The 24,858-nt window shown below is 48.8% G+C and carries 21 protein-coding genes and 2 tRNA genes; 11 read left to right on the top strand and 12 right to left on the bottom strand.

What is annotated here, in order from left to right; all coding sequences use genetic code 11:
* Positions 1-182: 182 nt before the first annotated feature.
* From ade to GX659_03115, 5 genes are all read right to left on the bottom strand, one after another.
* Positions 183-1,904, bottom strand: coding sequence for an adenine deaminase (gene ade, locus GX659_03135; protein ID NLD27781.1), 1,722 nt, complete (start codon positions 1,902-1,904; stop codon positions 183-185).
* On the bottom strand, positions 1,904-2,617 hold the full coding sequence (locus tag GX659_03130) for a hypothetical protein (protein ID NLD27780.1): 714 nt from the start codon (positions 2,615-2,617) through the stop codon (positions 1,904-1,906). The genes ade and GX659_03130 overlap by 1 nt, the downstream gene beginning before the upstream one ends.
* A gap of 30 nt (positions 2,618-2,647) precedes the next feature.
* Entirely contained in the window at positions 2,648-3,379 is a 732-nt protein-coding gene (locus tag GX659_03125; protein ID NLD27779.1) for an alpha/beta fold hydrolase, read from the bottom strand.
* 94 nt (positions 3,380-3,473) lie between these two features.
* Positions 3,474-3,794 (bottom strand): helix-hairpin-helix domain-containing protein, encoded by a 321-nt coding sequence (locus GX659_03120; protein ID NLD27778.1) that lies wholly within the window; start codon positions 3,792-3,794, stop codon positions 3,474-3,476.
* A 33-nt stretch (positions 3,795-3,827) separates the two neighbouring features.
* Positions 3,828-4,019, bottom strand: a complete 192-nt coding sequence (locus GX659_03115) for a hypothetical protein (protein ID NLD27777.1) — start codon at positions 4,017-4,019, stop codon at positions 3,828-3,830.
* Positions 4,020-4,306: 287 nt separating this feature from the next.
* Between GX659_03115 and GX659_03110 the strand changes: the two genes are divergently transcribed.
* On the top strand, positions 4,307-4,783 hold the full coding sequence (locus GX659_03110; protein ID NLD27776.1) for a hypothetical protein: 477 nt from the start codon (positions 4,307-4,309) through the stop codon (positions 4,781-4,783).
* Positions 4,784-4,880: 97 nt separating this feature from the next.
* On the opposite strand, the gene GX659_03105 is transcribed toward GX659_03110, so the two are convergent.
* From GX659_03105 to GX659_03095, 3 genes are all read right to left on the bottom strand, one after another.
* A complete protein-coding gene (locus GX659_03105) occupies positions 4,881-6,533 on the bottom strand; it encodes a nucleoside kinase (GenBank protein ID NLD27775.1) in 1,653 nt (550 codons plus the stop codon).
* A gap of 183 nt (positions 6,534-6,716) precedes the next feature.
* Positions 6,717-7,091 carry a hypothetical protein gene (locus GX659_03100; protein NLD27774.1) on the bottom strand — a complete coding sequence of 125 codons (375 nt, stop codon included), beginning with the start codon at positions 7,089-7,091 and terminating at the stop codon, positions 6,717-6,719.
* Between the two features lie 47 nt (positions 7,092-7,138).
* The gene (locus GX659_03095; GenBank protein ID NLD27773.1) at positions 7,139-8,047 is read right to left on the bottom strand and encodes a DUF1186 domain-containing protein; all 909 of its coding nucleotides are present in this window, start codon (positions 8,045-8,047) and stop codon (positions 7,139-7,141) included.
* Positions 8,048-8,477: 430 nt separating this feature from the next.
* Between GX659_03095 and GX659_03090 the strand changes: the two genes are divergently transcribed.
* A tRNA-Asn gene (locus tag GX659_03090) sits at positions 8,478-8,551 on the top strand.
* A 258-nt stretch (positions 8,552-8,809) separates the two neighbouring features.
* Here the strand turns inward: GX659_03090 and GX659_03085 are convergent.
* The 3 genes from GX659_03085 to GX659_03075 form a co-directional block, all read right to left on the bottom strand.
* Positions 8,810-11,041: an NADP-dependent isocitrate dehydrogenase gene (locus GX659_03085; GenBank protein NLD27772.1), complete on the bottom strand. Its 2,232-nt coding sequence runs from the start codon at positions 11,039-11,041 to the stop codon at positions 8,810-8,812.
* A 324-nt stretch (positions 11,042-11,365) separates the two neighbouring features.
* The gene (locus tag GX659_03080) at positions 11,366-12,934 is read right to left on the bottom strand and encodes a fibronectin type III domain-containing protein (GenBank protein ID NLD27771.1); all 1,569 of its coding nucleotides are present in this window, start codon (positions 12,932-12,934) and stop codon (positions 11,366-11,368) included.
* A gap of 360 nt (positions 12,935-13,294) precedes the next feature.
* A complete protein-coding gene (locus tag GX659_03075) occupies positions 13,295-14,569 on the bottom strand; it encodes a hypothetical protein (GenBank protein ID NLD27770.1) in 1,275 nt (424 codons plus the stop codon).
* A 403-nt stretch (positions 14,570-14,972) separates the two neighbouring features.
* Here GX659_03075 and GX659_03070 point away from each other — a divergent pair, with 403 nt between their 5' ends.
* The 3 genes from GX659_03070 (at position 14,973) to GX659_03060 (ending at position 17,343) form a co-directional block, all read left to right on the top strand.
* Positions 14,973-16,055: a flippase-like domain-containing protein gene (locus GX659_03070; GenBank protein NLD27769.1), complete on the top strand. Its 1,083-nt coding sequence runs from the start codon at positions 14,973-14,975 to the stop codon at positions 16,053-16,055.
* Between the two features lie 576 nt (positions 16,056-16,631).
* The gene (locus tag GX659_03065; protein NLD27768.1) at positions 16,632-17,024 is read left to right on the top strand and encodes a hypothetical protein; all 393 of its coding nucleotides are present in this window, start codon (positions 16,632-16,634) and stop codon (positions 17,022-17,024) included.
* A gap of 10 nt (positions 17,025-17,034) precedes the next feature.
* On the top strand, positions 17,035-17,343 hold the full coding sequence (locus GX659_03060; GenBank protein ID NLD27767.1) for a hypothetical protein: 309 nt from the start codon (positions 17,035-17,037) through the stop codon (positions 17,341-17,343).
* Between the two features lie 230 nt (positions 17,344-17,573).
* Here the strand turns inward: GX659_03060 and GX659_03055 are convergent.
* A tRNA-Phe gene (locus tag GX659_03055) sits at positions 17,574-17,646 on the bottom strand.
* A gap of 342 nt (positions 17,647-17,988) precedes the next feature.
* Here GX659_03055 and GX659_03050 point away from each other — a divergent pair.
* The 6 genes from GX659_03050 to GX659_03025 form a co-directional block, all read left to right on the top strand.
* Positions 17,989-18,501, top strand: a complete 513-nt coding sequence (locus GX659_03050; protein NLD27766.1) for a CarD family transcriptional regulator — start codon at positions 17,989-17,991, stop codon at positions 18,499-18,501.
* A 223-nt stretch (positions 18,502-18,724) separates the two neighbouring features.
* A complete protein-coding gene (ispD, locus tag GX659_03045) occupies positions 18,725-19,411 on the top strand; it encodes a 2-C-methyl-D-erythritol 4-phosphate cytidylyltransferase (protein NLD27765.1) in 687 nt (228 codons plus the stop codon).
* Positions 19,408-19,884, top strand: a complete 477-nt coding sequence (locus GX659_03040) for a 2-C-methyl-D-erythritol 2,4-cyclodiphosphate synthase (protein NLD27764.1) — start codon at positions 19,408-19,410, stop codon at positions 19,882-19,884. Before ispD ends, GX659_03040 begins: the two co-directional genes overlap by 4 nt.
* Positions 19,885-19,911: 27 nt before the next feature.
* Complete coding sequence (locus GX659_03035; GenBank protein ID NLD27763.1) at positions 19,912-21,387, top strand: cysteine--tRNA ligase; 1,476 nt, start codon at positions 19,912-19,914, stop codon at positions 21,385-21,387.
* Between the two features lie 6 nt (positions 21,388-21,393).
* Complete coding sequence (gene uvrB, locus GX659_03030; protein ID NLD27762.1) at positions 21,394-23,385, top strand: excinuclease ABC subunit UvrB; 1,992 nt, start codon at positions 21,394-21,396, stop codon at positions 23,383-23,385.
* 489 nt (positions 23,386-23,874) lie between these two features.
* Positions 23,875-24,858, top strand: a 984-nt coding sequence (locus tag GX659_03025; GenBank protein ID NLD27761.1) for a hypothetical protein, incomplete at its 3' end; no start/stop codon positions are given.

Genomic DNA, 24,858 nt, shown 5'->3' with positions numbered 1-24,858 from the left:
AGAAGCTAGAAGCGAGAGGTTAGAAGCTAGAAAAACCTCGCCTGTAAAAATATTGCTTCTCACTTCTAGGTTCTAGCTTCTTGATGTTTTGGTCTATGGTCAATCGTCCATGGTCGAAGTTATTGTTACAGCTAGCTTTTCAGAGATTCCTAAATTTGAATTCATGTCTCTGGCGGGGCGTACTATTTCAGGAAGAGGGGGACTATTCTGTCTCCGTTTACGTCTATGATGCCGCGGTCCGTGATTCTGATCTTCGGTATCACCGAGAGCGACAGAAAGGACATGGTCAGGAATGCGTCATCGACAGCAGAACCAAGCTTTTTCAGCGTTTTTTCTATCCTGGTGTAAGCGGAGGCTACATCTGCCGCTGGCATGTTGGACATTAGCCCTGCGACTGGAAGCGGCAGAGAGTCCACTACCTTTTCACCGCATGTGGCTACGAATCCCCCTTTGCATCTTACGAGTTCTATGACGGCGCAGAGCATATCGCGATCATTTGTTCCAACCACCACTATGTTGTGCGCATCATGGCATACGGTGGAGGCTATCGCGCCTTTTTTCAGGCCGAATCCCCTGACGAAGCCGGTGCAAAATCTTCCGCTGGCGTGATGACGCTCCAAAACTGTAACCTTCAGGAGATCCCTAGAAATATCCGATTCAACAAGGCCATCGGATACTGATGGCCTTGCTGTTTCGAGCTCCGTGGTTATCTGGCCGGGGATGATCCTCATGACCCTCATTTTTCCAGCTTGGGCTTTTACCCTGAAAACTTCGAGTTCTGTGCGAGCGAGGTTTACGCTATTTTCTACCTTCGGGGCGAAATTGGCCTTGCAGGGAATTAAGATCTCACCATCTTTGGCGGCAAGCTTTCCTTCTTTGAATACCATTCTGGCGTTGAATTTTTTCAGGCTGTCAAAAACCACCAGGTCTGCAGCATACCCTACGGCCACCGCCCCTTTTCTCCGCTTGATACGGAAATAATAGGGGGCGTTGTTCGTGGCCATCTGCAGGGCGGTGATCGGAGGTATTCCCGCACGCACCGCCATGCGAAGTATTTCATCTATGTGGCCCTTGTTAACCAGGTCGTGGGCGCTCCTGTCGTCCGAGCAGAAAAAGCAACGGTGTGAATTTGCGGGGGTGATGATTTTGGCTATCTCGTTGAGATTCTTTTCCGAACTTCCTTCTCGTACCATTATGTGCAGACCCGCAAGGAGCTTTTCCTTTGCCTCGGATGCCTTTGTGCTTTCATGGTCGGAGTGTATTCCAGCCGCTATGTACGCGTTTAGATCTTTGCCGGTGAGCCCCGGTGCATGTCCGTCGACGCGCATTCCTGGGATCAGGCGGATCTTCCTGAGGAATTCGGGATCTCCTGCAATGACTTTCGGATAATTCATGACTTCGCCGATTCCGATCACCCTCGGAAGCGAGGCCAGTTTTTTCAGATCGCTGCTGCCAAAGGTGCCCCACGGGCTTTCAAATCTGGAGGCGGGAACGCACGATGGAAGCACTATGTTGATGTCGAGAGGGAGCCCCTCGCTGGCCTTGATCATCCAGCGTATTCCGGCGGCGCCCATGACATTCGCGATTTCATGGGGGTCGGCTATTACCGCGGTCGTACCGTGGATGAGTGCCGTCTTTGCGAATTCCTGAGGTACGAGCAAAGTGCTTTCGATATGTATATGGCTGTCAATGAGGCCGGCGGAGAGATATCCTCCGCCCAGGTCGATCTCTTTTTTGGCGCTGTAATTGCCAAAACCAACTATGACGCCGTCGGCTATCGCCACGCTGGTATTGACCACTTCATCGGCGAGAACGGAGACGACCCTGCAGTTTTTCAGCAGGAGGTCTGCAGGTTTTCTTCCAGCTGCGACATCTATCCTGTGTTTGATCTGATATTTTTTCATCAGAACTGGTATCTAAATGCCGGTCCGGCGAAAAAGGCCACCGCCGTCGAACTTCTGGCAAGTATGTGCAATGAAAGGTCGAGACCAATGGAAAGTTTTTCGTTGTACTGCCACCATATTCCTCCGCCGGGTATGGCGATATCTGCGGCAACAGAGCTGCCGTCTAGGAGGGCTATCCCTGCCCCGGCCTGTACATAGGCCGTCCACCTCGGATGGCTGTCAAAATCGAAGAGGTATCTTGCCTGCGGGATGAAGCTTAGAATCGAATTGAGCTCGTTGTTGCTGGCGAAGTCCGTGGCCACCTGAATTTTCATTCCGGCTGACAACCTTTCAAAGATGAAATACTCGCCCTCTGCTCCTATCCCCATCATCGTGTCTATTCCCTTGTTCCCCACGTAGATGCCGGGGCCGACAAGCCCTACCCTGAAGGTCCCCTCTCTCGGCTCGGCCGTGAAAGCCGGAGCTATCTTGACACGTTTGTCTATGCTTACCTCGACTTCACCTACTTGCTGGCTGCTTCGGCTGGCCGGTCTTTCATATGATGTGGCCTTTTTGGGATTTCTTTTTGTAGGAGAGCTCGCGGGTGCCGGTTCCAGATTTATCTCTTCGATATTTCCAGTGATCTCATATTCTTCCAAAAGAATCTCCTCGGCCAAAAGCGCCGCAGGAAGTGATAAAAACAGAACAGCTGCCAGTGTTAAAATTTTTTTCATATCAAAACCTCCATATTTAATTTGCGCATTTTATGCAAAGCGCTTGAAAAAGTATAGTGCCGTTTTGGCGACGCGGACCCTTTCGTAGTCCATAGTGAGCACGTGTTTGCAACCATTCAATATGACGCTTTCGACTATTTTTGATGATACTGAATTCCTCAATATATCCGCGTTGAATAAGGGTGCGACTTTGTCTTCCCTGCCGTGCATCACCAGCAGGGGATGGGAAATTTTTTGCAGCCCTTTCGCTACCTCGCACTGGAGCTTCGTCAACTCATGGACCGCGTGAACGGGGAGGCGCGGCAGGCTCATGAGCTCATAGCGCTTTCTTCCTTCCGGATCTGCGACACTTTTCGTGAGATCCTTGGGAATCGATTTTATCATGAATCTCAACGGCGAATATCTGACTATTGTTAGCGCGACGCTCTCAAGCCTGGAAAGCCTGAGCGGCGTGCCTATAACCGATATCGCCCTGACCCCCCAGCCTTCGTCTATCGCGAGCTTCAAGGAGAGGAGCGCGCCAAGGGAGGTCCCTGCGCAGAAAATTCTGTGTGAGTCTCTTTTCAGCGTTGAATAGGCTATCCTTACGCTGTTATACCAGTCCTGCCACTTTACCTTGGAAAGTTCTTCGATGCTTTCGCCGTGTCCGGCCAGGCATGGCGCCGATATGTTGAACCCTGCGTCAAGAAATACGCGCCTGAAAGATGATACTGTATCGGGGGTACCGGTCAGGCCGTGTAAAATGAGACATCCGTCTTTCACGAAGGGCAGGCTAGCACATGCGGTCGGTATTTACAAGAAAGGGCCCGCGGCCGACCCAAGCCGCGAGCCCCGACTTGTTGACGAAAAACGCCGATTACCTGACGACCTTTTCCGCCATGCCAGATGTTTTCTTCTGCCCATTGGATATGGTTATGTGTTCGCTTATCTTTGCCAGCAACGCCTGACCTATTCCTTTTACGTTCAGAAGGTCTTCCTTCACAGCGATGCCGTTCTGTGCGCGATATTCGACTATCGCCTGGGCTTTGGCCTGTCCTATCCCTGGGAGCGCCACCAGCTGTTCGACGGTGGCCGTTGAGAGATCCACCGGCGACTGCGGAGGCGGCTTTGCGGCGAAGGAGTTTCCGGCTATGCACAGAAGCCCCAGCAGTCCGGCGATTAACGCTATTGATTTCATTCCATTACTTCTTTTCATGTAAGTCTCCTTTTCTCATTCAGAAGTTTTGACTTCAGTTTTCCTTTTTTCACGTATCTGAACCTTGCCGTCACAAGGGAGGGCGTCGAGTATGACATTTATCGAGCCGTCCTTGTTTCCGTAGGCGGATCCTATTTTGACCCACCTGGATTTTCCCTCCTTTCCCTCTATTATGGTGAAGACATCCTTCGCTTGAATCGAACTCATATTCCTCCCTGATTTTGAAACCGCTTGGCGATCGATCGCTTCTTGCTGCTTTCATCAAAGCAATCGCCGTGCCATATGATGAAATGTCGAGATACCGATGCAAATCGTTGATTGTTAAGGAAACTCTTTCAGCTGGGGTTTTTATGCGTTTCGTGAAACTGCATGAAAACCGGCTAAGTGAAGCGTATTCATACATCCGCAGGATCATTTTCCGGTTTAATGTGTTGCAGATTTCGTTCTTACAAGAAAAGGTTGGCTCATCGCCATCTATTTGCTACTCTGCCCTCATGAGCATACAAAAGAAGGGGATGGATATATCGCTTGCGCCCATTGAAAATGAGGTCAGGAATCTTCTCGACCTCTTCGAGTTTTTTCTTACGGAGAGACATCTGGGGAAATCGATAGAGGCCCTTGGCGAGATAGTGCGAGATATGAGAATAGTCATCGGCAGGATTATGTCAGACTATTTCATCCGCTTACGTCCCGAGGATGAAGTAAAATTTTGCACCTCTCTCGCGGTGATGCTGGCTGAGAGGGGACAGCTCATACCTTTTGAAGATGATGGTGAATACGTCGATTATTGCATAGGTGAGATCCTTACTGCTTTCGAGTACGCACAGGAGATAAAAGAGAGCTATCCGGAGGATAAAATCCTTCAGAAGATACTGGCTCTGGATATACCGGTGCTGCGCCCCTTCGACTACGGCCTTCGCGGCAAGCTAAAGCTGATAGAGAAAAACAAGAAGAGAAGGCTGCATAATTGATTCAAAAACATCATTTCCGAGCAACTGTAAACAGTAACGCGTAACTGGTGAGCCGTCGGCAGACGGGGACACGTGAATAAACGGGCGGGCATTTCGGTCAATAACGAAATGCACTGTCCCCGATGAATTCCCTCAGTATCGATGTGTGTGGCACTTCCCTCGACAGGATGGGTATGAAGAAGGAGAAGAATTTTGTGAGTCTGTAGGCTTCCATATACGAAGGATGTTCGCGAGGGACCTCGGCCAGGAATTTTTCCGCATATGGCTTTAGCAGTGAGTGCTCATACGGCAGAGCCGAGTTGAACATCACGTCCGCGTTTTCCTGGTACGGAAAAATGTATTTCTTTTCCCCGTGGCGCACGCTCTGCCATCCCTCTATAGTGTCGGCTGCGGTGGTTCCTCTGAAGAGCCTGTCGCGTATTATTCTCCTGCAGAGCCTTGTATCCGTGGTGAATATCCTATTGTGATCGTCGAGACAAAGTTGGGTCAGCGCCGAAACATATATCTTGAACTTATTTTGATGGGGCACCGACTTCGTGAGTTCCTCGTTCAGGCCGTGTATCCCTTCAACGATTATAATCTGACCGCGCCCAAGCTTCATTCTAGTGAGTTTGGATGGATCCCTTTTACCTATAGAGAATGAGTATGCGGGCATCTCGATTTCCTTGCCCTTTAAAAGTTTTGTCAGGTGGTCGTTGAAAAGCTCCAGGTCAAGGGCATTGATAGTTTCAAAATCATAAGTTCCATCCGGATGCCTTGGTGAGTCGTCGCGGTCGAGATAGTAGTTGTCCAGTGATATGGTGACCGGTTCCAGTCCGAAAATCTTCAGATGTATTCGCAGCCGTTTTGAAAAAGTGGTTTTCCCCGACGAGGTCGGTCCGGATATGAGAATGAGCCTCAGGTTTTCGTTCGAGGATATCGTATCCGCTATGGCTGATATCTTTTTTTCATGGATCGCCTCAGCGACCTTGACCATCTCGTCGGACTTTCTGCCCATACATCGTTCATTCAGGTCTGCGACATTTTCTATGTGCATGAGTTCGTTCCAGCGTTTGGCTTCGAGATAGGTGGCAAAGAGCTTTGGCTGGGCTGAAAAGTTGGTTTCGAGGTTTCCTTCGGAATCGGGGAAGATGAGCACCATTCCGTGCTCGTATGGCACAAGGTTCCAGGAGTCTATCAATGACGACTTGTATGCGATAGGTCCGTGGGCATATCCCCTGTAATCTCCCATAGAGATCATCGGTATTTCGGAACGCTTGAGCTGGCTTACGAGTTTGACCCTGTCGCTGGCATTGTGAGAAGAGAATATCTCTATCGCTTCTTCTATCGGTATCCATTTCCGGCTTATAGGGATGTCGGCCGCGACGATATTCTTCATCGTGCGGTCCACATCCTGTATGAATTTTTCATCGACGACGTGGTTGTGGATTTCAAAGAAGTAGCCGCTGCCTATCGACTGCCCCACCACTATTCTGGCATCAGGTGCGACCTTGGCAACTGCGGCGTAGAGAACGGTGCTGGCCGTTCTCCTGTAGATGTCCATTCCCTCCCTGTCTGAGATGTCGATCGTCACGATTTCTGCAGAGCACTTTAGTGAGTATCTCAACCCTACGACTCGGTTGTTGAGCTTTGCGCCCACAGCTGTGCGTTTTCCCCTGTGCGGGGCTTTTTCCAGGAGATCGCATATCTTGGTGTCTATATCGACAACAAGTCTTTTGCCGTTCATCGTTATGTTGAATTTCTTTAACATGACAGCCTCCGGAGTGAACTCTAATAGCAGATGAGAGGAACAAGTACAAGGCGGCAAAGACGCCGAGCAATTGCTATGGAGGTGTTCCGAATCATGATAGTGGACAGGTATGATTGTGTCCTGATTTGTTCACTTGAATCTTCAGCTTCATCGTCATCTTAATCATAACCATGCTCTACACGCCTAGGAACCGGTTTTTTTCTTAGTGGTTTTCTTGGTTGTCACGGCTGTTTTTGTGGTCACTGTGAGCGATGATATCTTTTTGGTGGTACTGGCAAGAAGTTTATCCAATTTGGCCACCTGTTGGGATATCTCCTTCATCCTCTTGCTAATCTGAACCGGCTTGCCGTCCAAAATGGCGGCATGAAAAAGCTCGCCTAATTCATGGAGAAGCCTGTATTTTTCTATGCGGCCCTGTTTCGACTTTATATGAAGTTTTGCAGCAGTGGCTGTCTTGCCGGCGATGAATTCGGCGTCGCTCATTCCCGATTTTAAAAGGGCCAGGGCCTCCTCGATGAGAGTCTTGGCCTTCACCTGCATATCTTCGAATTTCGGCATAGTTCTTTCTCCTATTGAGGCGCAGGATGCTAACACAAAAAAACTTTTTAATGAACCTTCTTCCAGCAGCAGCGTTTGTATGGCCTGCCGCTTCCGCAGGGACAGGGACCGTTTAGATCCATAATAACGCTTCTTCCCCCCAGGGTGCGCCATTTTTGCTGCCCATGCTTATCGGGGATATCGCCAAAAAGCTGCGTTTCCCCGCGGTCGCTTTTTTCCCAGAGTTCTTTGCGTTTGTGTATCTGCTCCGGCGAGTAAAACTCCATCCAATCACGTGTGTACATCTCAAGCCCGGATCTCGCGGCGCTTAGATCCTTTTCCAAATCCCTTATGGTGAATGTTCTTTTGTAATTCGGGTCGGCCTTTGCATAATTTTCCTCGGCCTGCGAAAAGCCTATGAGCGCTCTTTTGTAATCCGACCTTCTGAAATCCACCAGAACGAACGCAGCGCTTCTGCGCGCACCGAACTCCTCCCGCGGGTCATCGACTATTCGGGCCAGAATTTTCATACACTCCTCTTCGCATGTGGGATTCAGCAGGGCGTGTGACCCGAGGGCGTCCATCGCTATGGATCTGGCCGACCATCCGGCGCTTTTGTCTGCCACAACGGACTTTACAGGTGTAAATGAGATCTCCCCAAGCGATCCCAGTATTGACGGCAGATCCTCGGTCACCCATTCGTTGTCGTAGGCATCCGACCATCGAAGGGCTGCCATCAGCGGAATCACAGAGCTCTTCCCGCCGATCGATGCGAGTATATAGGTAGCATGGACAGGGGCCCACCATTCCGGGAGATCGACTGTCCAGAAGGCCCTGTCCATGATGATCTCCCCCAATAGCGGTATGAGCTCTTCGCCGCGGCGGATCATCTCGTCGGCCTCCTCGCGGGTCAGGCGATCCTCACATGTGAATAGGAGTTCTATCATCTCCTCGTTATGTCTGTTTTTTAGCTTCATGGCGTTTCTTGATTCAGCTGTCGGCTCATAGTGAGGCAGGGGTGCGATGGCAAGCAAAATGTAAACGTCGGCATATTATCGCAGTTGGTCAATGGTCCATTGTCAATCGTCATCGGTTACGTTGGCACTCTGGATCTTTCCGACGATCTTCGGTATTTGGATCGGAGCATCACCATATCTAACCCGACAGATGAGCAGATCGAACAGGGCTGCAGATTCTAATCTAGGCGGTCTGATGCGTTAAATGTACGCAATACCCTCTTCTCATGAGGGTGGCCCTTTTGTATCTCGCTGTTATTTAAGCTTTTTATGGTAAATTTGATATGCAGGTTAAACTTGCACATCGCTTTTGACAAGTTTAGATGCTCGTGTTAGTAGCCTCCGCCTTGGTCCGGAGGGGGTCTCTCTCTGAACCTCGAAAATTTGATATTCCGAAGTAGCTCAGCCGGTCAGAGCAGCTGACTGTTAATCAGCGGGTCGCCAGTTCGAATCTGGCCTTCGGAGCAAAGGAACGGGAGGGTCTTTTGGTCCTCCCGTTTCTTTTATTGTGATGCCACGATGAGAACTTCCGCCGAAAGGCGGAGCGTTCGACGACCTTCATACCATTTTTGTGTAATGATGAAGTGTCGGCGAGTGGGTAGCGCGAGCCGACGCCTGGCCTTCGGAGCCAAGTAGAAAAAGGGGATGCGAATACATCCCCTTTTTTCTGTCAGACGGAGGAACTTTGCTCCGTCTGACGGTTTTTTGGTTTATGACGGTTTTTTATAGGGCTCCCATAATCGAGTTGAAAGTCTCACTTGGCTGCATGGCCTTGGATGCAAGATCCTTGTTCGGCCTGTAATATCCTCCGATATCGACAGGTTTGCCCTGTGCGGAATTAAGTTCGATCAGTATCTTCCCCTCATTTTCATGCAGCGCATCTGCGAGCTCCTTAAATTTGCTTCGTAAATCGACATCCCTGTGCTGCTCTGCAAGCGCCTCCGCCCAGTACATGGTGAGATAGAAATGGCTTCCTCTGTTGTCGAGCTCGTGAACCTTTCGGCCAGGAGATTTGTTGTTTTCGAGGAATTTTCCGGTCGCCTTCTCCAGCGCTTCAGCGAGTACGCTTGCTTTTATGCTATTTGTTTTCTGCCCCATGAATTCGAGCGAAGCGGCAAGCGCAAGAAATTCTCCGAGGGAATCCCATCGCAGATGTCCCTCTTCAAGAAATTGCTGAACGTGCTTCGGCGCCGAGCCGCCGGCCCCGGTCTCGAAAAGTTTTCCACCCTCCATGAGCGGAACTATTGAAAGCATTTTTGCACTTGTGCCCAATTCCAGAATTGGGAAGAGGTCTGTAAGATAATCGCGAAGAACGTTACCCGTAACCGATATAGTGTCCTTGCCCTCCTTCAGCCTCTGGCATGAAAAAATGGTTGCATCGACAGGGGACATTATGTGGATTTCGAGTCCGTTCGTGTCATGGTCTTTCAGATATGAGTTCACCTTCTTTATTAGCTCGACATCGTGTGGCCTTTCCTTATCGAGCCAGAATACAGCGGGGCTTCCGCTTTCTCTGGCGCGGGTCACGGCGAGCTTGACCCAATCTCTTATCGGCAGGTCTTTTGCCTGGCACATTCTAAAAAGGTCGCCCCCTTCGACATTTTGTTCGAGCAGCGTCTTTCCCGATTTTGATACCACCCTTACCGTGCCCGCCTCACGGCATAAAAACGTCTTGTCGTGGGAGCCGTATTCCTCGGCCTTCTGCGCCATGAGACCTACGTTTGAAACGCTTCCCATCGTCCTAGGATCGAATGCGCCATTGGCTTTGCAGAACTCAACGACGGCTTTGTAGACCACCGCGTAACTGCTATCCGGTATTACCATCTTGGCTTCGTGAAGCTTGCCGTCTGCGTCCCACATTTTTCCGGATTCCCTTATGGCCGCAGGCATGGATGCATCTACTATGACATCGCTGGGGACGTGCAGGTTGGTGATTCCCTTCTTGGAGTTCACCATCGCCAGCCTTGGGCGATTTTGATAAGTGGAAACTATATCTGCTTCTATGATCGATCGGGTTTCTTTCGGGAGCTTTTCAAGTTTTGCATACAAGTCACCAAGGCCATTGTCGGGATTGACGCCCAGCGTGGCGAATGTTGACGCGTGTTTTTCAAAGACGTCCTTGAAGAAAACCGATATCGCGTGTCCGAAGATGATAGGATCGGATACCTTCATCATCGTCGCCTTCAGGTGCAGGGAAAATAAAACGTCAGACTTCTTGGCGTCGTCGAGCTGCTCCTCGAAAAATTTTCTAAGAGCGATCTTGCTCATGAAGGTCGCGTCTATAACCTCTCCTTCGAGAAGTGGAAGCTTGGGCTTTAGAACTTTAATGGCGCCATCCGCGCCTACGAATTCTATTCTTGCATCTCCTGCGTCTTCCTTGGTCAGCGTCATGGATTTTTCATTGGAACGAAAATCTCCGCTTGTCATGTGCGCGACATGAGCTTTTGAATCCCTGCGCCACTCGCCCATCGAATGAGGGTGCTTCTTGGCATAGTTTTTCACGGAGAGAGGAGCCCTCCTGCTGGAATTTCCCTCTCTGAGGACCGGGTTGACAGCGCTTCCCTTGATCTTGTCGTATCTTTCTTTGATATCCTTGTCTTTGTCATCATTAGGTATTTCAGGGTAGTCTGGAAGATTGTATCCCTGTTTTTGAAGTTCTTTGATCGCGGCTTTTAGCTGAGGAATCGAGGCGCTGATGTTTGGAAGTTTTATAACGTTAGCTTCAGGTTTTTTTACCAGATCTCCGAGTTCGCTCAGATCATCTGAAACGCGTTGAGCTTCGTTTAAGTATTCCGGAAATTTTGCGAGAATTCTTCCTGCGAGCGATATGTCTCTCGTTTCAACGGGAATCCCAGCTGTTTTTGCAAATGATTTTACAATAGGCAGAAACGAATATGTTGCGAGAGCGGGGGCTTCATCCACTATGGTGTAGATGATCTTATGTTGTACTGCCATTATTCCTCCTTTTCAGTTTGGATTTTAATTTGGTTCAAAAAAATGTCGAGCAGCGCAGAAAAAATCACCCCCCTCCGGCGTGAAGCCAAACAGAACGCAGAGTCCTCCACCTGCCCATTATGATGGAGCAATTGAAAAGTCCATATAAAAAGGTTTTAAAACGGGTGGTTAGACGCGATATGATATGGTCTTGTATTTTCTCGCAGGTAAGGTGCGGATATTTTCTTTCCATCTCGTGATTTTTAGCGATCCTGTCCTTTTGGGTATAAAAAAGGGCGCGATTTTTTTTCGCGCCCTCCTGGAATCGAGCAATCTAAAGTTCAACTATTTGTATCTCAAGACCCTTATTTCAGTTATCTCGAGTTCCGGATTTATAACTTGATAGCCGATCAGGACCCTGCCAAGGGAGTCTATGTCGAGCCACATAGGGAATGATGATGGCGGGCCGTAGTGGAAGCCATCCTCGAACATCGATCTCTCGAGATCCCCGTCCTCATTGAATATGCACATGAATCCCATTAAGTTGGCGAAGCTGCTTTCAAAGTCATTCGCGCCCCCTCCTATACCTATAAACTTTCCGCCGTACTCCGCCAAGGCTCCCAGATACGCCACTGACGGTCTGAAATTAGTAGCGCAGGCACTATCCATCTCTATCATGCCTTTTCCGCCTCCGAAACTCTTGTCCAGGAGGCCCCTCTCACTGTATCTTAGAATTCTAGCCTCTCCGAACAGCGGCATTTTAGCCGTATTTACGTTGGTGGTGATCCTGTTTTCTGAATCCACCTTCATCAGCATTCCGGTCATGTAGCCTTCCGGATCAAGGCGGCCATTCTTGCTAAAACTTTTTATCAACTTTCCTCTCGCATCCATTTTCCACACTATGAATTGTCGATTATCTTCGTCGCCGTCCAGCGCTACTCCGTTGTCATAGGCTACTATGATATTTCCATCCTCATCGATGAGTATCGATTGCCCCTTGGTTTCTGCTTGCGATTCCTGATCGTCAGAGACCCAAAGCTCTTTCCCGGCATCGGAGTACTTTGCTACGGATAGCTTTCGTCCGGGGGTGATCCGTCCAGCCAGGATCATATCGTCATTTTCATCGAACTTTATCTGTTCCGGCTTATGCCCGGGAGTCCCATCTGCTATTCCATCCTCCCCGAAGGAGCTGTCTATTTTTCCTGATGGCAGATATCTGTACATCCTAGAGAATACACTATCACCCTCACAGTCTGGATTTTGACATCCGCATGCGGCGACGATTACGAGCTCCTGTCTGGAATTGACCTCCATGTAACGCAGCAGGCATCCATCCTCATCCGGGCCGTGCGAAACCTTGCCATTCTCGCCGAAGCCACGTTCCAGTTTTCCATCGGAGTTGTATTTATACACCTCAAAAAGTCCCTCTTCATTTTTCTGTACCATCAGGTATATGAACCCATTGCTGTCCGCCAGAATCCTCAGCTCTATATCCCCCCAAGGGGGGGTGCTCTTCATCGGTATTATTATCTCAAAGTCTTCTTCTCCCGAGAAAACAGGGGTTCCGTATGCCAGATCGGACGGCGCGCTTTCCTTTGTGTCGCTTATGCCTGTGACCACGTAGTAGTACCTCGTCCCGTTTCGGAGCCCTGTGTGGAGATACGATGTATCCTCTATCCCCTCTATCTTGTTTGGACTCATTTCGGAAATATCAGGCGAGGTCCCCCAGTAGATGTTGTAGGACGATGCCCCATCTACTCCCCTCCAGGAAAGGAGAAGCTCTGTAGAGGCCGGCTCGACCGTCAGTTCGCTGGGGATATCCGAAAACTCGACGCCACTGCCGCACCCACTTGAGTAAATCACTCCGACGGCAACAGCCGCTAATAAAAGTGACAATATTTTAAGGTTTTTCATATTCCCTCCCGCTTTTACAGTCGAAGATTCAGAGCAATAAAAATGCCAATTTTTGTTCTAACTGTTTTGAGCTAATGTGTTGATTTAATTAAGAATTATAGGCTACATTCGGAATTTTGGCGGTATTTACGACCCCCTTGCGTCAAAAAAATGTTATTTCTGGTCAGTTGGGATATGATGTCGTCGAAATGGCTCTGGCTGAGCAAGAGGGTTGGGACAAATTTTTGATTTTATGGACGTGAATGTACCGGCTTCGGCGAGCGAAAATATCATGATGCATGCCGGTGCAACGGCGTAAGCGATAGCGGGAGAAGCGCCGCATTGCGAAGCATCTCGCCAGTGTTGGGATAATTCCTGCCTCTACGAAAAGAGCATTTTATAGATATCCAGATAGCTCTTGACCGTTTCCTCCAAACTACAGCGAACCCTCATAGCTCCCACTACAGCCCCGGAAAATCTGTAGTTTCCATTTATGTACTCGAATGCCTCCCTGTACATGCAGCCTTTTGCATCGGACATGGCCTTGGGCGAGTCATCCTCTGCCGGGAAGGCGATGCCTTCGTATGGAGTTCCGGGCAAGCGGTTTTTGTGAGGCCGTACGATACCCTGCCTTTGAAAGGCGGGGGCAACCGCAAGCATAACGCCGTAACGCATGGCCTCGAACGCTCGTTGTACGTAGGGGACGCTTGCGAACCCAAACTCTCCTAGTTCTGGGGGGAATATCCCCATGTATGTTCCGGCAAGCATTCTGCGATATTCGGATTCGTCGTCCAAGTGGACGTAGACGACCGTATTTTTTTTTCTGTACTGCACGACTCTTTCCTTCAAGCCGTCCAGGTACGGTGGGGGTATTGGATCTGATCCCACAAAAAAGGTGTTAATTCCTCCTTTCGGCGTGTCTTCTCCGAAATAGTCGGAGGATATGAGCTGAGAAAGGTTTCCCGGTATTGAAATGTCAGGCCCGTAGAGCATCGAGAAACTGTCTCGCGTATGTAACAGGTCGTATTTACGGGAAAAAGTGCTTAATAGAAACTTCTTGACTGCGGGGCTGTGGAAATTGAATCTGCCTTTGATGTCATAGGGTGAGCTGTCACTGTAATAATTGTCGTCTAGGGCCCTATCCTCGTAGGGATTGAACTTCTTGGTGTCTATACCCGGCCTAACTTCGAAAAGTCGGCCCGACTTTTCGACATCGCGTATTAGCTCGGCTAACGTAGTCATTCTGCCGGCTGTGAATGCGTCCACTATGCTTGCGTGTGGAACTGTTATTGCGTCGGCGCCCAGAAGCGCGCTGTGAAGGGCGAGTTGATCAGTTTGTACGCTATCGATTCCAACCAAAAATTTAGCGCCTTCGAACCTGCGGACCAGGTGTTCGACGTGTGACATGGTATCGAGTTCCGGCATCTGCCTGCCGAAGAAGGCGTGGATTATGCTCGGATTAATGTCGCTAAGTTTATTGGGGCCTAAAAGGCGTTGTGAAACTGTGTCAAACTTAGAGGCGAACAAATCAGATTGTACTTCTCCAAAACGCGTCAGCACAAATGGCTCTATGCCGTTTGCCGCAATCGAAGTTAGAAACGCCGGCGTTAGCGTGCCGTAGGCGGCTAGGTTGCCCGCAAACAATACCTGACTCATGAGATCCCTCTCCGTAAAAATGATTGAACGGATTTCATTCTATGTCTTTATTGACATCCGCACCCGCAGGCAGCTTTTCGTCTGACGCGTAAATTAGTTGCTAGAAATTTTGATAGAAATTTTGATGTATTAGCGCTCTCAGATCGGCTCTCCATTGGCATTAGCGTCGTCTGACTATGACAAGTATAGCAAGGGATGTCTCTAACGTAAGCGTCTGATCATTAACGGGATTCGAGGATTATCATTTTTCCATCCAGAAATAAGAAAGCTGTGCGAAAGCGTAGTTTTTTCGCTTAGATTTGATAGGGCGTTGTATTCCGGCCTTCATTGGTGTATGCCGCCTCGAAACACGCATGGCGGTCTTTGTGCGTAATTTTTTTAATCAAAAAGGGTGGTGTAGAAAATGCTAAAAAGGGCAGCTCGAAAAAAAAAGGCCTCGATAAAGCGGCTTTTTTTAATTTTCTGCGCTATCACGATAGTGATCATAGGTTTTGTCGTTGGCAAAACGGCGGGTCCCAAAACTTGGCACGCGATCCTCGAGATGAAGAGCTCTTACATGCTGCTAGCCTTCGTTCTCAGCTCTGGAATGATCGTTATGAACGCTGTGATCATGAGACTGCTTGTCAAAGCGGCTGCGGGAATCAAAATCGGATTTTTGTATTCCATAGAGACGATCATCTCCTATTACTTTCTTTCCTCGATATCTCCTACGGCAACCGGCGGCGAACCCCTCATGATCTACATGCTAACCAGCAAGGGGGTTCCGTTCGGCAAGGCTCTCAGCGTAGCATTGATGCGCGGTTTTCTCGTTCTTCTGTTGATAGTCATGGGTGCGCCAGCTGTGATTTTTTTTCGCGGTGAGCTTGTTCAAAACGAGCATCTGAGATGGTTCTTCTACCTGATTGCAACTGTAATAGTCATGCTTGTAATGGCGTTGATATATGCCTTTTATAGACCGAGAAAGGTGGGGAAATTCATACGCAAGATTCGCATGCGAATATCGAAGTGTAAATTTCTTTCGCGGTACGCGGGAAGCTTTGAGAAAAAAATCGATGTCTGGATAGAGGACTTCGTGAAGTGCATGAAGAATTTCATGCGCTACCAGAAGAAGACTGTACTGGTTGTAGTTGTGCTTACGGTTTTGGCGCTAGCGATGAACTATCTGATAGCCTATGCGATAATCGTCGGACTTGGATTCTACATAGCTCCGCTGGATGTCATAATGATCCAGTTCGTCCTTTATTTTTTCCTGTATTTCACGCCTACCCCTGGTGGATCCGGCGTGGCGGAGGGTGGATCATACCTGATGTTCTCTGCCTATCTGCCGACGCACATACTAGGAGTATTCGTTGTCCTGTGGAGATTTTTTACAGCCTACCTCTGGCTTATACTGGGGGGGATCTTCATTACGAAATCGATAGGACTTAACATTTTAGAGAAGATCCCTTCAAATATAATGGACGGTCCTGCGCAGGATCGAATCTAATAAGGTAACCTCCGAAAAGCTAGCTGTAACAATAACTTCGACCATGGACGATTGACCATCGACCAAAACATCAAGAAGCTAGAATCTAGAAGTGAGAAGCGATATTTCTCCAGGCGAGATTTTTCTAGCTTCTAGCCTCTCGCTTCTGGCTTCTGTTTTTCCCGGTCACGGTCGTTGCTGGATCCCCGATTAAAGCACTCGGGGATGACAACCTTCTCGTCATTCGGGGATGACAAGAGCATAGTTTTTCGGAGGTTGCTAAAATTTCTCCTTCCTGAGCGATATATTTCTTGGTCCGGCTTCGACTTTTTGGCGTTCAAAAAATCTTGTGGAAAGGTTTTGAAGCATATCACAGCATTCACCGGATCCCCTATTTTGCTTAGTCCCTCTCCATTTCGTGAAATGTCCAAAAATTGACTCTGGGGATTCAAAACCCCGTAATTTCCTCATTTTGGGGTATTTTTGCGACTTCCAGCGCTCCTCATCTATTTTTATTTAGTAATTTCACTTAGTTATACTGTTAAAATATGGCAAGCCTCTTGCATGGTAAGCGCCCGAGAGAGAGGGAGGTAGGTTATGATGTCAGCGGGCGATCCAAAGGTTACGGGCGACAGACGGGCAGCGAATGCATTAGGCCATGAGTCGGCAAAGCTCTGGACTAAGGAACAGCTTGCAGAGGCTGCTGAAAAGAAAGCTGTGGAACTTGCACGAGTTGATGCGGAAAAGGCTTTGGCGGCTCTTTCGGCTCCGGATGCCACTAAGGTCGATATCGCCAAGGCAAAGGCGCTGCTCAACCATTCTTCTAAGGGGGGGATTAAAGCAGGCCTTTTTGCTCCAAGCGCTAGAGCCGTTTCCGCGAGCAAAGTTTCTGTAGAAGAAAAAATAGCTAGCGCCCTGCTTGGAGATGCTACGGACCAAAAGGGCCAATTGGCGAAGAGGCTGGTTGAAGAGTACATGAGGCTTTCATAAGGGAGGGGTTATGGCGAAGGCGAAACTTACAAAAGAGCAGATAACGAGGATATTTGAGATTCTTATTGAGAAGAATGCCCCTATCCTTACGCACCAGAAATTTCGTGGGCTTCTCGACAGGGATCAGAATTTGGCGACGAATCAGATCATTCGCCAGGCCAATGGAAATATCGCCTACAGGACAGTGGATTTCGACGTAATAGACATAAATGATGAGGAGTTCTGGGCGCGCATAGAAGATACCCCCTATAATGATCTCATAGAGGAAAATGCCGCGGCCGCTCTGGTTAAGATGGCCGAAAAGCTCGGTGTGGTCTGAAAGGTAAAAATGATGCCTGGGGATTTTATTCCGGGGATACGTATCGTTCGTATCCCCGGAAAAATATTTTCAGCAACAAATCGCATTTTCAACCGATAACAGTAGTGGAAGTTTTTACGGGTTAGGGATTCAAGGTTGAATCCCTAAACAACTTAACTCTTTGATATCACGGCGTTTATACGTTTATGCTGAGTTCAAAGAAGGGGCGAGATCCTTCCCGGTTTTGCCTGTGGGCAAGGAGGGAATCGAACCCCCGACACGGAGATTTTCAGTCTCCTGCTCTACCGACTGAGCTACCTGCCCGGTACCGCTAAGTCATTGAAAAGATAGTACTTTCTTAAGTGGAGGGGGACGATAGTTGAAAGCGTATAAGCTGTCAAGCAACATGATGAAAAAATGAAATACTCATAGAATTCAAGGTCGCAAGAGGTTTAGTTCAACTTTAGGATAGGAGATGCGATTGAACCGCACGGGAAGAAAAAAGATTTTAAAAAACACTATGTTACGAGTTGACGGTATGCCGAATCGTGTGCTATATATGCCCTCGATTTTCATGGGGGAAATACTTCAACTAGATGTTTTTAAAGGGGATTTTAAGGCTCGTCCCTGACGGGTTGGTCTTGTCTATACTATCGGGAGGGTTACATGACGGAGAGACGTTCAGCATTGAACAGGGAATTTAAGGTGGGCGATGTAGCGGTTTATCCAGCGCATGGGGTTGGAAAGATCGATTCCATAGAAGAGCGTGAGATAGCTGGCAATAGGCATAAGTTTTATATCATGAAGATTATCGACACCGGAATGACGATCATGGTTCCCACCGGAAATGTGAGAAGCGTCGGTCTGCGCGAGGTGATCAATCCTAGCGAAGTGGACATTGTCTATGAGATTATGCGCGAGCGCGATATTTCGATAAACGAACAGACCTGGAACCGCCGCTATCGCGAGTATATGGACAAGATCAAGACCGGCTCTATATACGAGATAGCCGAGGTTCTTCGCGACCTGATGCTTCTGCGCTACGAGAAAGAACTCTCCTTCGGCGAGCGCAAGATGCTCGATACTGCAAACACGCTGATCGTGAAGGAGCTTGCGATAGCTCAGGATATGTCTGAAGAGGATGTAGCTCAGGAAATAGAGGAAATTTTTGCTGACTGATTAAATTGGAATGCGATTCCAAAGGCTCCGAGCTCTACTCGGGGCCTTTTATTTTGATGTTTCTCATGGGATCTGCGATAAAATTATTCGGGGATGACCATCAACTGCCGGGTTATTCCAGCGAGCTGTAAACCGCCGTTTGCGGCGGGGCAGGAGGGAAATCCAGTTTCGACCTTTTTATTTTTCTTGCGACATCATTGCGCAAGATTTATTCAGGTATGCGATGAAAAGAGCGGTTATAATAGCGGCAGCCGGCGTAGGGCGCAGGATGGGCGGGAATGTTCCGAAACAGTATCTGAACCTTCTCGGCAAACCTGTAATTTGCCACACTCTCGAGCGTTTCATTTCGCCCGGAATTGACGAAATAATAGTCGTCGTCGAAACCGATCGGGTCGAATCCTTCAGGGCTGAGATAGTCGAATTTTTCGGATATCCATCCAATGTGCGCGTGGTAGCTGGAGGAGATGTTAGGCAAAGATCCGTTTACAACGGTCTCATGGCAACTTCTTCCGATGTGAATGTAGTGCTCGTTCATGATGGAGTGAGGCCATTCGTCTCGCGTGAACAGATCGATAAGATTTCTGACATGGCTTTTCACAAGGGGGCATGTATCTTGGCCCACCCCATAAAAGAGACGATCAAACGCATTTGCTCCGATGGAACCATTGCCGAGACAGTCGATCGCGAAGGGCTTTTTGGAGCGCAGACTCCGCAGGCCTTTCGAAGGGATGTCATCGTGGGTGCGATGGAGCGCGCCTTTGCCGACGGTTTTGTCGGCACCGATGAGGCGAGCCTGTTTGAAAGATGTGGCGGCAAGGTGCATATAGTCTCCGGCGACAGCAGAAATATAAAAATAACCACGCCGTCGGATCTTACCGTAGCCGAGGCGATCGCAAGGGAGTGGAAATGAATTTTAGAGTCGGGATAGGCTACGATATTCACAGGTTAAAGCCTGGCATAAAACTGGTCCTCGGTGGGGTTGAGATTCCATTCGAGATGGGGCTCGATGCCCATTCCGACGGCGACGCACTTCTGCACGCAATCTGCGATGCTATTCTCGGAGCTGCATCGATGGGCGATATCGGGTTGCACTTTCCAGATACCGACAAGAAATTCAAGGGGGCCGATAGCGCAAAGCTCGCGATGGATGTTGTCCGAATGGCGAAAGATGCAGGATGGAGGATCGTCAACATAGATTCGAATATCATAGCGCAGCGACCGAAGATGCGTCCTGCTATAGAAGATGTCAGAAAGAGTATCTCAAAAATTTTTGGAATCGAGTTAGACTCGGTGAGCGTAAAGGCCAGAACCAATGAAGGTCTGGACGCGGTGGGACGTGAAGAGGGGATAGCAGTTCAGGCGGTCGTTATGCTGACTAAATAAAAAACGATTTTTCGAAAGGAAGGATTTATGCCGCTGTTTGTGTATAACACTCTGACTCAGAAAAAAGAAGAATTTATCCCGATAAATCCTCCGAAGGTTGGGATGTACGTCTGCGGAATCACGGCGTATGATAGCTGTCATCTGGGGCACGCTCGTGCCGCCGTGGTATTCGACGTAGTTTACAGATATCTCAAGTTTCTTGGATATGATGTGACCTTCGTAAGAAATTACACCGATGTAGATGACAAGATCATCAATCGCGCGAATTTCAAGGGCGTGCCATGCCAGGAGATATCCGAAAAATATATAGCGGAATATGAAAAGGATATGGAATCTCTGGGTCTTAAAAAGCCGGATATGAGCCCAAAGGCTACCGAACATATTGGCTGCATGATTGATACGATCAAAGGGTTGATTGAAAGAGGCATGGCATATGAAGTAGACGGAAACGTATTTTTCTCGGTTAGAAATTTCAAGGGGTACGGAAAACTTTCCAAAAAGAATATTGAGGAACTCGAAAGCGGAGCGCGCGTGGATGTTGATGAATCGAAACGCGACCCTCTCGACTTTGCTCTTTGGAAAAAGGCCAAACCAGGCGAGCCAACATGGCCATCTCCATGGGGCGAAGGGCGTCCGGGTTGGCATATCGAGTGCTCGGCCATGAGCGCGAAGTACTTAGGGCAACCATTCGATATTCACGGCGGTGGGCGCGATCTCATCTTTCCACATCATGAAAATGAAATAGCGCAGGCGGAGGGTGCGACCGGCAAGCATTTTGTGAAGTATTGGTTGCATAACGGTTTCATCAACATCAATGCCGAGAAGATGAGCAAGTCGCTGGGTAATATCACGACGATAAGCAAGGTATTGGAACAGTACGACGCGGAGGCCGTGAAGTTGTTCCTTCTTTCGAATCAATATCGTTCTCCGATAGATTACACCAAGACTGCAATGGAAGAGGCCCAAAGTTCCCTCGATCGTTTTTATGAGACAGCTGCGAGGTTGGGCGCGGTACATCCAGGTAAAACTGTAAATGAAAAACCGGATGATTTTGACGAGGCTAGGGATTTTAAAAAAGCTCTCGAATCTTTTGAGTCTTCTTTTCGTGAAGACATGAACGACGATTTCAATACTGCAAGAGCTGTCGCTCTGGCATTCGACATCGTCAGATTGGCAAATAGATATCTCGATAAAATAGACGGGAAGAATACTCCATTTACGGGCTGGTCGGTTTTACAGTTTATGTCCATTCAGGAGCTGCTTGGAGAGACCCTTGGTATTTTCGGATCTTCCCCGGATGAATACAGGAGAAGATCCATAACAAGACAGAGCCTGGCCCGTGGAATCAACGTAACTGAAGTAAAGCGTTTGATAGAGGAGAGAAGAGAGGCGCGTCTTTCCAAGAATTTTGCTGAGAGCGATCGTATCAGGAAGGAGCTTTCCGAAATGGGTGTGGAAATAAAGGATCTCCCCGACGGAAAGACCGACTGGAAGATAAAATAAATCGGAATGCCCCATTCACAATTTAAACTTGTGACGGAATTCTCACCTGCCGGAGATCAGCCCCAGGCTATAGATTCTCTCGTCCGCGGCATACAGGATGGGAAAAAAGATCAAGTTCTTCTCGGTGTCACAGGGTCCGGAAAGACTTTCACGATCGCCAACGTAATTGCGAAAACCGGGCGTCCGACATTAGTGATGGCCCCTAACAAAACGCTTGCCGCCCAGCTTTACTCGGAATTCAAGGAGCTATTTCCTGAAAATGCGGTGGAATATTTTGTAAGCTACTACGACTATTACCAGCCCGAGGCATATCTTCCGGCGCAGGATCTCTACATCGAGAAGGATTCCAGCATCAACGAGCAGATTGATATGCTTAGGCATTCCGCTACCAGGTCGCTTCTCACGCGGAGAGATGTCATTATAGTCGCGAGCGTTTCATGCATTTATGGCATTGGCAGTCCCGAGGCATACAAGAACATGCTAATCCGCACCGAGAGGGGCGCACGGATCGATCGTCAGGAACTTCTGTTGAGGCTTGTCGAAATCCAATACCAGCGCAACGATTACGATTTTCACAGGGGAACATTTCGCGTTCGCGGTGATGTTGTGGAAATTATTCCGTCATACGAAGATGCCAAGGCGGTTCGCCTTGAATTTTTCGGCGACGAGTTATCTAAGATAACCGAGATCGATTCTATAACGGGCGCGGCCGTAGGGGAACTTCAGGAAGTTGTAATTTTCCCCGGTAGTCACTATGTGACCCCGGAAGAAAAGATGAAAGAGGCGGTAGCCGGCATCCGAGTCGAACTTGCAGAGAGGATGAAGCAGTTTCATGAAACCAACAAACCGCTCGAGCGCGCAAGGATAGAGCAGCGTACGAAATTCGACCTTGAGATGATGGAGGAGATGGGTTTTTGCAAGGGGATTGAAAATTATTCCAGATATCTCACAGGCAGAAAGCCCGGCGAACCTCCTCCGACCCTAATGGAATATTTCCCGAAGGATTTTCTGCTCGTCATAGACGAGAGTCATGTCACAGTTCCGCAGATCGGCGGTATGTATAGCGGCGACAGGTCTCGCAAGATGACTCTTGTGGAATATGGATTCAGGCTTCCTTCGGCGCTCGATAACCGGCCCCTCAAATTCGATGAGTTTGAGGCGTTGAGAGGGCAGGCGATCTATGTCTCTGCAACTCCAGCCGAATATGAACTTCAAAAATCTCATGGTGAGATAATTCAGCAAATAGTAAGGCCGACAGGTTTGATAGATCCGGCTCCGGAAGTTAGAAAGACTGAGGGGCAGATAGAAGATCTACTTGCCGAGATAAAGAAACGGGTCGATCTTTCCGAACGCGTGCTTGTCACGACCTTGACAAAGCGGATGGCAGAGCAGCTCGCTGACTTCATGCGTGAGAAGGGGGTGCGCGTCAAATACATGCATTCCGATGTCGAGTCACTCGAACGTGTGGAAATTCTGCGCGGCCTTCGGAAAGGGGAATTCGATGTCCTCATCGGAATAAATCTTCTGCGAGAGGGGCTCGACCTACCGGAGGTTTCGCTTGTAGCAATTCTCGATGCAGATAGAGAGGGCTTTCTGCGTTCTACGAGATCCTTGATTCAGACCTTCGGTAGGGCAGCTAGGAATGTCGGAGGCTCAGTCATCATGTACGCCGATTTTATAACCTGCTCCATGCGCCGCGCAATTGACGAGACGATGAGACGCAGGGAGGCCCAGATGGAATATAACAGGGTCAACGGCATAACCCCCTCCACCATCAAGAAAAACATAAGCGATGCGCTTCATTCGATATATGAACAGGATTATCCTGCAATACCGGATCCTGACGACGAGCCTATCGATCCTTCCAAATTTCAGAAGACGATATCAAAACTCAGAAAGCAGATGCTAGCTGCTGCGAAGAGGCTGGACTTTGAAACGGCCGCTGAACTGCGCGATAGAATATCTGCCCTTGAGCAGCGAGATCTTGGATTTAGATGATCCAAAATTCTATGCTTTTCCTCTTTTTTCTGCTACCGTGCGGCAAAATAATTTCTGTCTCCGGGGCGGATCAGGGGCTTGCAGGTATTGCATCTTCAGGTTCTTACGATGTGGGTGCGGATCTGCTTCTTGTGGATGGTCAAAAAGAGATATTCGGATGGAGTCATGTTAACGCTTCGCGGTGCGGAGGATAGATGGCATGAAATGTCCTCAGCCGTATTCGGATGGGGTGAAGGTTGTTGCATCCAAACGGGGTGTGGCTGTTGATGATTTCAAGTCGGGGCTCGTGGAGTTTGACGAAGGTGCAGGGTTGGTTAAATTCAAATAGCCGAAAAATAGTTGCTTCGGATAATTAATCGCTTGATATGGCTGATCAATTACTTTATAACTCGTTCAACTGTCAGATATAGCTCTTAAATTGTTGTTTTTAAAAGAAATTTATCCGACATTTCATCTCCCCGCTCGGGGGGATTTTGAAAGGAGCTTCCGATGAAAAAGAGAGTTATTGCAGCCGCCGTCCTGCTTCTCTTGCTGGCGCCAACCCTTTCATTTGCCGGTTCCGGCTACGAGGGTGGGTTCTATACCAACAACGAGGATGACACATTCAGGCTGACGACAAGCGGAAGGGTTCAGCCCCAACTCTTCTACGAGAAAGAAAAACAGGGTCCGGCGATTTTTTCCTTTGCCATGAGGCGTGCCGAGGTCAGTTTTAATGCGACAGTTCATGAGAAGGGACACCTTGGTCTTACCTTGAAGCACAGTCAGTTCAGCCCGGGTGGCACGGGTACCTTTGCCACGGTCAACGTGACCGGCGCTTACGCAAGCATCGATGTTATTCCGGAGCTTACGATAACCGCAGGGATGGTTGGATTGCCACTTTCTTTCATAAATGAGGTGAGCTCCAAGTGGCTGCTTGTGACAGAGTCTCCCATCGTGGTGTCAGAAGACGACGTCAGCTTTCCTCTTACGCCATTGCGTTCCAGCTTTGGTACTCCCGATGGCCTCGGTATAAACCTGTCGGGTGGATACTGGAAGTGGTTCTATTCCCTATCCGTCGTAGGAGCCAATGAGAGCAACTACGAGATAAATAAGGATTCAAAGAGAATGAGTGTAGGCTTTTGGACGGGGTTCAATATCCTTGATCCCGTGCCGGGTAAGCTAACCGATTTCGACTGCTCTGATACGCCGAAATTTATGGTAAGCGTCGGTTCCGATTATCAGCCAAAGAGATATCAGTACGATCCTAGCAACCCTAACGCGAATCCGGTTGAAATCGGTTACATATGGACATCGTCCCTTGGCACTGCGGTTCGCTGGGCGGGTCTATCCTTTACTGCAGAGGGTTTTTATAAGAGGACGAAGATCAACAATCCGGGATATCTTGCCGGTAGCGGAGCGGCTTGGATCAGGCCGATGCTGACGGAGATGGGTTACTACGCGGCGGCTGGATACTACATAATTCCTAAGAAGTTT

Source organism: Myxococcales bacterium (genome assembly GCA_012513515.1).
GTDB lineage: Bacteria > UBA10199 > UBA10199 > 2-02-FULL-44-16 > JAAZCA01 > JAAZCA01.
The sequence above is the reverse complement of the archived record's forward strand: the minus strand, read 5'-3'. Positions and strand labels throughout refer to the sequence as shown.